This is a genomic window from Halopseudomonas sp. (assembly GCF_041579695.1).
Classification (GTDB): Bacteria; Pseudomonadota; Gammaproteobacteria; order Pseudomonadales; family Pseudomonadaceae; genus Halopseudomonas.
Genome location: NZ_JBFGFI010000095.1, coordinates 1 through 8,636 on the forward strand (window position 1 = coordinate 1; position 8,636 = coordinate 8,636).

An 8,636-nucleotide genomic window follows, 5' to 3' on the forward strand; every position below is an offset into this window, starting at 1 on the left:
CTGCATGTTCTGCAGCACCTCTTTCACATCATCATCCTGGAAGCAGTACAGCACCGTCCCGGTGAGGATAGTGCTGATTTTCTCGTTGGGCGATTTACCCTCCGCCACGGCGCGTACCGCGATGTCGCGATCGGTTACCACGCCAACGATCTTTTCCTTCTCTGCGATCGGCGTGAAACCACGGTCGTCATCGCGCATCCGCTGTGACACTTCCAGAATGCTGGCACTCACATCCAGGTATTCGGGCTTGCCTGTCATCACATCTTTGACTTGCATCATGGTGCTCCTCATTCGGTGCCAGGCGATCTGTATGCAGATCGCGTTCAGTTGAGCCGGCGTTTACGCTGGAGCCAACAACCGACGGCCTACCCTTTTCCTGACTGAACAAGCAGATGAAAGTTTCAAGTTACTTGCGGCGGGCCGCCCCACGGATGGCCGCCCCACGGAAGACCGCAAACTTGCTGCCTTGCAGGAACTTGCTACCCTTTAACGGGCCACATTAAGGAGAACAGAGATCCGGATTTGCCTGGTATCTCCGGACTTGGCTGAAAAAAAGGATATCTCAATGGCAACTCGCGATCAGACCGCTTCTGTAGCAGAGCCGGTATATATTATTGACGGGGCCCGCACCCCGTTTCTCAAGGCACGCGGCCGCCCCGGCCCATTTACTCCGGTGGACCTCGCCGTGCAATGCGGACGGCCGCTACTGCTGCGCCAGCCCTTCCCTCCGCAAGCGTTTGACCAGGTGATCCTCGGCTGCGTCAATGTCATTTCCGAAGAAATGAATCCGGCACGCGTTGCCGCGCTCCGCCTGGGACTCGGCGAAGCCATGCCCGCGTTCACTGTGCAGATCAATTGCGGCTCGGGCATGCAGTCAATAGACACGGCCGCCAAATATATTCGTGAAGGCAGCGCCGATCTGATTCTGGCCGGCGGGGCCGAAGCCCTCAGCCACTCCCCGCTGCTGCTGAGTCAGGACGCTGTCGAATGGCTGAGCGATCTGCAGCAGGCAAAAAGCGTGGCGGCCAAAATGCAGGCGGCAAGCCAGTTTCAGCCAGCCATGCTGAAACCGGTTATCGGCATCGAGCGCGGTCTGACCGATCCGATCACCGAACTGAACATGGGCCAGACCGCCGAAGTGGTCGCGCACCTTTTTGGCATCACTCGTCAGCAAGCCGACGAATACGCACTGGAAAGCCACAAAAGGCTGGCCCATGCGCAGACAGAGGGCTGGCTCGACGATGAAGTGATGCCGGCAATGTCCAATGCCGGAGAGCTCTATCGCGCCGACGACGGCGTACGGCCGGACAACAGTCTGGCTGCCTTGGCGAAACTCAGACCGGTTTTCGAACCGCCCCACGGTCAGGTGACCGCCGGCAACAGTTCGCAGATAACCGACGGCGCATCCTGGGTGATCCTCGCCTCGGAAAAGGCCGTAAAAGAGCACGGTCTCAAACCGATCGCAAAAATTATCGACAGCCAGTGGTCTGCGCTGGACCCGAAGATCATGGGCCTGGGACCTGTGCTGGCGGTTACCGAGCTGCTCAAGCGTAACGGCCAGGGAAAAGACGATATCGACCTCTGGGAAATCAACGAGGCCTTTGCCGCACAGGTGCTGGGCTGCCTCGCCGCATGGGAAGATGAGGATTTCTGCCGCACGGTGCTCGGCCTTGAGCAGCCTTTTGGCCAACTCGACCGTGAGCGGCTGAACGTCGACGGCGGCGCGATCAGCCTTGGCCATCCAGTCGGAACCAGCGGCAACCGCATAGTGCTGCATCTGGTCAACGCGATGCGGCGCAAGAAGCTTCGACGCGGGATCGCCACAGAATGCATCGGCGGCGGCCAGGCAGGTGCAATGCTGATCGAAATGCTGCAGGAGACAAGCTGATGACAGGCAGGGTCTATTCCGCGCTGGCTGAGCGTGACCGCGAATTCGGCCCCTTTATACGGGCGCCACAGGCACACAGCGGCGAGTGGCGTCATTGGCACCTCAAGCGCGACGAACAGAACATCGCCTGGTTATTGATGGACAAGGCTGATACCAGCACCAATGTGCTGTCAGAGGAGTTGCTGCGCGAACTCGATGCGATACTCGACCAGCTTGGCGGTGATAAGCCCAAGGCGCTGGTCATCCGCTCGGCCAAGGACAATGGCTTCTGCATGGGCGCCGACATTACCCAGTTCCGCGACCTCGATACCCGCGAGCAGGCAATCGAAAAGCTCAGCGAGGCGCACCGGGTCGCGCAGAAGCTCGTGGATCTGGCGTGCCCGACCATTGCGGTGATCCACGGTGCCGCACTCGGCGGCGGGCTGGAACTGGCACTCTGTTGCGACTACCGGTTGGCGGTGCCCGGAGCCAAATTTGGCACCCCGGAGGTTCAGTTGGGCCTGCATCCGGGCCTGGGCGCAACGATGCGCCTGCCGGCACTGATTCCCCCTATCGACGCCATGACCATGATGCTCACCGGCAAGAATATGCATGACTCCAAAGCGAAAGCTCTGGGGCTGGTAGATCAACTGGTTGAGGAGCGTCATGTCGCGGCTGCGGTGTCCGCCGCCGGAAATGGAGAGATCGACAGGTCCGAGCAGAAAGCCTGGAACAGCAAGCCCTTCGAACACGCGCTGGCGCGGCAACTGGCAGGCAAGCGTATGCGCTCGCAGGCAGCCAGCAAGGCCCCGCCGGAGCATTACCCTGCGCCGCAAGCGCTTATCGAGCTGTGGGAAGAGCACGCGGACGATCCGCAGACAATGCTGCGCGAGGAAGTCGAATCTTTTGCCAGGCTGCTGCAGACGCCAACCTCGCAAAATCTGGTGCGGGTTTTTTTCCTGCGCGAAAAGCTCAAGGCCCAGGGCAAGCCAGAAAAGAACGACAGCCATGACCTCCCCGAGCTACGGCACATCCATGTGATCGGTGCCGGAAAAATGGGCGGCGATATCGCCGGATGGTGTGCTCTGCAGGGACTGCGCGTCAGCCTGTTCGACATGAGACCGGAGATGATCGCCAAGGCCGTCGGCAATGCTGCACAGCTGTGCAAGAGCAAGCACCTGTCGCCGGCTGAAACCCGCGAGGTACTCGACCGGCTGATTCCGGATCTGGCCAATGATGGCATAGGCCGGGCGGATCTGGTGATCGAGGCGGTACCGGAAGACCTCGAGATCAAGCGCAAGGTGTATGCAGACGTCGAAGCGCGCCTGAAGCCGGGCGCGATCCTGGCTACCAACACCTCAAGCATCCAGCTGGAACAATTGCGCGAGGGTCTGAAGTCGCCGGAGCGTCTGGTCGGCATTCACTTTTTCAATCCGGTAGCCAAGATGCAACTGGTCGAAGTGGTCGCGCATGATCAGGCCAGTGCCAGCACGCTGGCCCAGGCGCGCAGCTTTGCAGGTCTGATTGACCGGCTGCCGACGCCGGTGTCCAGCGCGCCGGGATTTCTCGTCAACCGTGCGCTGACGCCGTACCTGGTAGAGGCCATCTGTCTGCTGGACGAAGGAGTGGACGCCGAAGCAATAGATCAGGTCGCGCTGGATTTCGGTATGCCGATGGGACCGGTGGAACTGGCCGATCAGGTCGGTCTGGACATCTGTCTGGATGTTGCCGCAATGCTGCGCGAGCGCCTCGATAACGAGCAGCCGGCAACGCCTGACTGGTTTCGTCGCAAGGTCGAAGACGATGAGCTGGGACGCAAGACAGGCAAGGGGCTGTACTCATGGAAAGACGGCCAGGCGCAGAAACGCGACAAATTTGAACCGGCACCGGAGGACACGCTGGACCGGCTCATTTTACCAATGCTCAATGCCTGCCAGGCATGCCTGCGCGAGCGGGTGATTGAGGACGCCGACCTGCTGGATGGCGCCATGATTTTTGCCACCGGCTTTGCGCCCTTTCGCGGCGGACCAATGCACTATGCTCGCGCGCGCGGCACGGCCGAGGTCAAGTCAAGGCTGGAAGAGCTTGAAGCAAAGCATGGCAAGCGCTTCAGTCCTGATCCGGGATGGAGCAGTAACCCTACCTCATCAGAGTAACCAGTCAGGGCAGCAGCACATCACGCGCGGCGATAGCCCGAGCGGTGTGCTCCTGCCTGGCGCGGTCAATATCGTAGAAAAAATAAGCGCATACCGATGCAAAGCCGAACAGGCACGCAGAGAGATTCAGCAGCGCCAGCCGGGTCACTTCGGCCAGGCTGACCTGGCTGGGTTCGGCCTGTAGCGGAAAGCCGATCAGATCCAAACCTACCCCGGCGACCACATATCCGACCGCAGCTGCCAGCTTGCCGGTAAAAGCCATAGCGCTGAACAGGAAGCCTTCCTGACTGCGGCCCGTGCGGAACTGATGTTCCTGGGTCACGTCCGCCATCATTGACGCGCCGGAAATCATAGCCAGGCCCGCCGCCACACCGGAAATAAACAATACGCAGAATATCAGCGGCACGAAAAGCGCGCTTCCCTGATCCGGAAATACTCCGGCCAAGCGCGAAACGACTGCGATATTGCCTGCCAGTGGCCCGATCAGCGCCGCGACAATAATGGTGCGTTTCTTGTCGAAACGGCGATGCAGGGGCCCTGCCAGCATGATACCTACAGGCCAGCCGACCAAAAGGCCGACAGCCAGAAACGCAATCGAGGAACTAGACAGCTGCCAGAAATACACGTTCAGGTGCATGTTCAGTGTTTGCACGATCCCGATCGACACCGCCACCAGCATCGTGCCCAGAAACAGCGAGCGAAAAGACCGGTTACGCCAGGCCGCAGCAATATCCTCGCGCACCGGGGCACGCGCCAGACTTGCCGAGGTTCGGGGCAGCAGTGCGATGCGATCGCGTGTTCCCCAGGCCGAGAGCAGGATAGCCAACGCCATGATAATAGCGCCTGCCAGCGCCACTTTCGGATAACCCGCCGGATTAAGCAGACCATTTTCGAACTCGGCGCTATCCGGAAAGAACAGCGACAGTCCGACCACGGCGACCATAGCTGCGGCCAGCACACCACAGACTCCACGCCATGCCGCCACCGAAGTCCGTTCCTGGTAGTCGCTGGTGAGCTCGGCGCCCAGCGCCAGATAAGGTACGTAGTAGAGGGTCATGGCGCCGCGCACCAGAATCGCGAAGCCGGCCAGCCACCAAAACAACCCGGTTTGCGAAAGTGATTGTGGCGGCATGAACAACGCAAACCAGGCAATGCCCAGCGGCACCGCGGCTACCACCATGAACGGATGACGGCGGCCGTGGCGGGAACGCCAATGGTCTGAAACATAACCTGCAAGGGGATCGGTGACGGCATCAAAGATCAGCGCGATCATCACCGCAACGCCGGCGAGCGTGCCGGACAGACCCAGCACCTGGGTGAAATAGAAGAACAGGAATATATCGAATCCGGTGCCCTTGATGGTCTCGGCCACCTGGCCTATTCCGTAGGCGAATTTGGTTTTTACCGGCAATGCCGGGCTGTCACGCATAATGTTCTTCTTGTTATCGGGTTTTTGTCGGGCGCGCTTTCTTATTACCGTACTTTTTACCGTACTTTCGAGCCACTGCACAAAAAAAGTCAAACCGCCCATTCGGGTGGTTCTGGCCGAGTTTGCTTTATGCTCTGATGCCCCATGGGCCCAAATCATATAACAAAAGCATGAGCACATCAGAGCCGCTGACACACAGCATCGACTGCCGATGGCTATTGGCGCTCTATGCCATCATTCCCGCTTGCCTGCTGGCCATTATCCTGGACGCGCTGCTGCTCGACGGTCAGGCCATCCACCGGTATCTGCCCGACCGCCCCGAGCAGTGGCCCTTCTGGACCGTCATTTTCGGCCTGCCGCATATCATTGCCAGCCTGCTGACGATGGCCGATCGTGAGTACCTCAGCTTCTACCGACGCAGTCTGTTCTGGCCTCTGCTGCTATTTGCCGCAATCACCAGCGCCGGCCATTTCGGGCCGCAACCGGTCAGTTATGACCTCCTCTTGGTCATTCTCGCGTTCTATACCATCTACCATGTTCTGGCCCAGCAGCTCGGCCTCACCCTGATGATGATGGGGACTGCCCCCACCCGCACATTCAAATTCTGGAAGTGGACATCAATCCTTGCCGGATTTGCCATCTATATCAACGTGTACGGCCAACAGTTCATACCGGGCAGCGCAATCCGTGTGGGTGGCGTGGCGCTGACCATTGTCGAGTTGTTTACCTGGATCGCCGCATTACTCTGCGCCGCCCAGTTGGTGCTGGCATTGCGACTCGCCCCCACGTCGCGGCACCGTATGGGCGTCTGGTACCTGTGGAGCAACGTGGCGTTGATCATCTCGGCGCTGCTGATCAATCATCTCGGCTACACGCTCTTCGTGATTCTGATTCCGCGCGTCATCCACGACCTTACCGCTTATACCGTCTACATTACCCACGACCGCAACAGAAACCGTCATGGCCCGGTGAATCTCTTCTACCGATTGACCGGGTTCAGCCGGCTTTCGCCACTATTACTGCTGCCTGCTCTCTCGATTGCCATCGCATTTGTGCTTAGCAGCCAGCAACATTACCCGGTGATCAGCATCGCCATCCTGACAATGTCGTTTCTGCATTACTATTTCGAAGGATTCATCTGGCGCGGGCCTAACCCGCATCGCAATTACGTCAATTTCATTCGCTGAGCCTGCCCTCTCGTAACTCACTGCTGCACCGCTATACTGGCAGCTTCGCTGGCTGTGAGAATCTTGATGTCCGACTCCCCCCACTATTTCAATGACTGTGAAGCCCTGGTTGATACCATTCTGGAACGGCTGAACAACAGGATCGTGCTCGGCCTGCCCCTGGGCCTGGGCAAGGCCAATCATCTGGTCAATGCGCTATTCAGGCGCGCGTGTGCCGATCCGGATATATCGCTCAGCATTCTCACTGCGCTGACACTGGAACGCCCCCGCGCCGGAAGTGAACTGGAGAAGCGTTTTCTCGAGCCTGTTTCCGCACGTCTGTTCGATGCCTACCCCGCTCTGAAATACGCCAAAGCAGTGCGCGCCGGCGAATTGCCGGAGAATATCGTATTCAAGGATTTCTTCCTGCAATCGGGCCAATGGCTGGGCGTACCTCTGGCCCAGCAGAACTATGCCTCGATCAATTACACCCATGCGCTGAACGAACTGATCGACGCCGGGGTCAATCTCATCCTGCAACTGGTGACCCCTGCAGTCGCCACTACCGATGGTTCGGGGAGCCGGTTCAGCCTCAGCTGCAACCCAGATATCAGTGCCGATCTGCTCGACCGCCGCCGCAGCGGCGCGCTGACCCTGCTCAGCGTTGGCCAAGTCAATGCAGCTCTGCCCTTCATGGGCGGTGCCGCAGACCGGCCGGAAAGCGATTTCGACATGATCCTGCAGGACCCTGCCTACGAATTCGGCTTGTTCATGCCGCCCAACAAGCCAGTCTCGACAGCCGACCATGCCATCGGGCTGGAGATCGCCAACCTGATCGAAGACGGCGGCAGTCTGCAGATCGGCATCGGCTCGATTGGCGATGCGATTACCCATAGTCTGCTGCTGCGCCATCGCGATAGTGAGCTATACGGACAACTGCTCGACCAGCTCGACGCACAGCGGCCGGAGCAGTCCCATGCGCATCGGCAACCCTTCACCCAGGGGCTGTACGGCGTTACCGAAATGCTCGTCGAAGGGTTTCTCGAGCTGATCACCGCCGGCATCATGACCCGCAAAGTGGATGGCGCTGTAGTGCACGCAGGGTTCTTTGTCGGCAGCCCGGGCTTTTATAAGCGTATTGCAGAAATGCCCGCCGAGACCCGCAGCACGATCGCGATGATGCCGGTGTCATATACCAACGAGCTCTACGGCGATGAACCGGGCAAGCGGCATGCACGCGCCGCCGCCCGCTTCGTCAACAGCGCAATGATGGTGACCCTGAGCGGGGCCGTAGTCTCCGATGGCCTTGCCGATTATCAGGTCGTCAGTGGCGTCGGCGGCCAGTACAACTTCGTCGCCCAGGCGTTCGCCCTCGCCGATGGCAGATCCATCATCACCCTGCCGAGCACGCGCACGCGCAAGGGCGAACGCCACTCCAACATTGTCTGGGATTACCCGCACACCACCATACCGCGGCATTTGCGCGACATGGTGGTGACCGAATACGGCGTCGCGGATCTGCGCGGCAAGACCGATGCACAGGTGATCGCTGCATTGCTGCAGATTGCAGACTCGGCCTTCCAGCCGGAATTACTCGCGCGGGCGAAAAGAGCAGGGAAACTGCCTGGCGACCATGAAATCGCGCAAGCTCATCGCAACAATACACCCGAGCGTATCGAACAGGCTTTACGGCCCGCCATGGAGGCTGGCCACCTGCCAAGCTTTCCACTGGGCAGCGGTCTTACTGAAGAAGAGGAACATCTGGCCATAGCGTTATCGAAGTTGTCACCACTGGCGGGCAACACCCGGGCGATGCTGCCGCTGATAATTGACGGTCTGAGAAGCAAGCCGGGGCCGGGTGCCCAGGCTTGTCTGGAACGCATGCAACTGGATCGTCCCCGGGGCTTCAAGGAAAGGCTATATCGCGCTCTACTTCTGGCCACGCTGGAGGCAGACAGGAGCTGAGTCGGGACCCTGCCCCCGTCACCCGGTTACAGCGTTAGCCATACCAATTCAGC

6 protein-coding genes are annotated in these 8,636 nt (G+C 59.6%); 4 read left to right on the top strand and 2 right to left on the bottom strand.

Annotated features, from left to right (window positions below; all coding sequences use genetic code 11):
- A partial coding sequence (locus ABYA88_RS13920; RefSeq protein ID WP_373187996.1) for a CBS domain-containing protein occupies positions 1–279 on the bottom strand: 279 nt, incomplete at its 3' end.
- Positions 280–565: 286 nt separating this feature from the next.
- On the opposite strand from ABYA88_RS13920, the gene ABYA88_RS13925 reads away from it, so the two are divergent.
- Both ABYA88_RS13925 and ABYA88_RS13930 read left to right on the top strand, forming a co-directional pair.
- A complete protein-coding gene (locus ABYA88_RS13925; RefSeq protein ID WP_373187997.1) occupies positions 566–1,888 on the top strand; it encodes an acetyl-CoA C-acetyltransferase in 1,323 nt (440 codons plus the stop codon).
- Positions 1,888–4,023, top strand: coding sequence for a 3-hydroxyacyl-CoA dehydrogenase NAD-binding domain-containing protein (locus ABYA88_RS13930; protein ID WP_373187998.1), 2,136 nt, complete (start codon positions 1,888–1,890; stop codon positions 4,021–4,023). Before ABYA88_RS13925 ends, ABYA88_RS13930 begins: the two co-directional genes overlap by 1 nt.
- A 4-nt stretch (positions 4,024–4,027) precedes the next feature.
- Here the strand turns inward: ABYA88_RS13930 and ABYA88_RS13935 are convergent, their stop codons facing one another.
- A complete protein-coding gene (locus tag ABYA88_RS13935) occupies positions 4,028–5,452 on the bottom strand; it encodes an MFS transporter (protein WP_373187999.1) in 1,425 nt (474 codons plus the stop codon).
- 170 nt (positions 5,453–5,622) lie between these two features.
- Between ABYA88_RS13935 and ABYA88_RS13940 the strand changes: the two genes are divergently transcribed.
- Positions 5,623–6,639, top strand: a complete 1,017-nt coding sequence (locus ABYA88_RS13940) for a hypothetical protein (protein ID WP_373188000.1) — start codon at positions 5,623–5,625, stop codon at positions 6,637–6,639.
- A gap of 66 nt (positions 6,640–6,705) precedes the next feature.
- Positions 6,706–8,583 (top strand): acetyl-CoA hydrolase/transferase C-terminal domain-containing protein, encoded by a 1,878-nt coding sequence (locus ABYA88_RS13945; RefSeq protein ID WP_373188001.1) that lies wholly within the window; start codon positions 6,706–6,708, stop codon positions 8,581–8,583.
- Positions 8,584–8,636 lie beyond the last annotated feature (53 nt).

Excerpts from the sequence above, each read along its gene's own strand:
- ABYA88_RS13925 (WP_373187997.1), top strand. The coding sequence starts at position 566 with ATGGCAACTCGCGATCAGACCGCTTCTGTAGCAGAGCCGGTATATATT.
- ABYA88_RS13930 (WP_373187998.1), top strand. The coding sequence starts at position 1,888 with ATGACAGGCAGGGTCTATTCCGCGCTGGCTGAGCGTGACCGCGAATTC.
- ABYA88_RS13935 (WP_373187999.1), bottom strand. The coding sequence starts at position 5,452 with ATGCGTGACAGCCCGGCATTGCCGGTAAAAACCAAATTCGCCTACGGA.
- ABYA88_RS13940 (WP_373188000.1), top strand. The coding sequence starts at position 5,623 with ATGAGCACATCAGAGCCGCTGACACACAGCATCGACTGCCGATGGCTA.
- ABYA88_RS13945 (WP_373188001.1), top strand. The coding sequence starts at position 6,706 with ATGTCCGACTCCCCCCACTATTTCAATGACTGTGAAGCCCTGGTTGAT.